The sequence below is a fragment of the Solihabitans fulvus genome (assembly GCF_008386585.1).
GTDB lineage: Bacteria > Actinomycetota > Actinomycetes > Mycobacteriales > Pseudonocardiaceae > Solihabitans > Solihabitans fulvus.
In genome coordinates, this window is sequence record NZ_VUOB01000284.1 from 1 (window position 1) to 421 (window position 421).

Annotated in this window: 1 protein-coding gene; it reads right to left on the minus strand. The window is 51.5% G+C overall.

Going from position 1 to position 421, the window contains the following annotated elements; translation table 11 throughout:
• A partial coding sequence (locus F0L68_RS45855; protein ID WP_240543051.1) for an EF-Tu/IF-2/RF-3 family GTPase occupies window positions 1–421 on the minus strand: 421 nt, incomplete at both ends.

Consider the following 421-nt stretch of genomic DNA (forward strand, 5'->3'; position numbering starts at 1 on the left):
CCAGGTACAGCTTCTTGGAGAGCTTCGTGGTGCATCTCTACAGACTTGACTTCAGTAGTGATGTTGGCAGGGGCAAAGACAACAATGGTACCTGGTTTCAACACACCAGTTTCAACTCTGCCGACGGGCACGGTACCAATACCACCGATTTTGTATACGTCTTGCAGGGGAAGACGCAGGGGCTTGTCAGTGGGGCGGGCAGGTGGCAGGATGGCATCGAGAGCTTCAATGAGGCATTTTCCGTCAGCTTTGCCTTCCTTACGCTCCACCTGCCATCCCTTGAACCAAGGCATTTTGGTTGAAGGCTCCAACATGTTGTCTCCGTGCCATCCAGAAATGGGCACGAAAGCGACAGCAGCTGGGTTGTAGCCAATCTTCTTGATGTATGAGGATACTTCCTTCTTGATTTCCTCAAATCTGG